This window comes from Desertibacillus haloalkaliphilus, assembly GCF_019039105.1.
In the GTDB taxonomy this organism is placed as follows: Bacteria; Bacillota; Bacilli; order Bacillales; family KJ1-10-99; genus Desertibacillus; species Desertibacillus haloalkaliphilus.
The window spans coordinates 1-422 of the sequence record NZ_JAHPIV010000172.1; the positions used below are offsets into that span (position 1 = coordinate 1).

A 422-nucleotide genomic window follows, 5' to 3' on the forward strand; every position below is an offset into this window, starting at 1 on the left:
GGCTTGAACAATTACGATGACCGTTTTATGGATCAACCGTTTGATCGTGGTAACGAGTACTCAGTGCCTTATTTCTGGGGAACGCTGGGAATTGTTTACAACGACAAGTACGTTAAGCCAGGAGAAATTAAGACCTGGAATGACCTATGGAACCCACGTTTCAAGAATTCAATCATGTTGATTGATTCTTCTCGTGACATCATGGGAATGACGTTGGCATCAAGTGGTAACTCAGTTAACACGAAGAGCATTCCGGAATTGGCTGCGGCCAAGGGAAAGCTTGAAACATTGATGCCAAACGTTAAGGCGATTGTTGCCGACGAAATCAAGATGTACATGGCCCAAGATGAGGCTGCCTTGTCAGTTGATTACTCAGGTGATGCTGCGGAAATGATTTCAGAAAACAGTCACCTGCACTATGT

The 422-nt window shown here is 44.5% G+C and carries 1 protein-coding gene; it reads left to right on the forward strand.

The annotated features are described in order from the left end of the window. Positions 1-27 precede the first annotated feature (27 nt). Positions 28-422, forward strand: a 395-nt coding sequence (locus tag KH400_RS21395; protein ID WP_246589968.1) for an extracellular solute-binding protein, incomplete at its 3' end; no start/stop codon positions are given.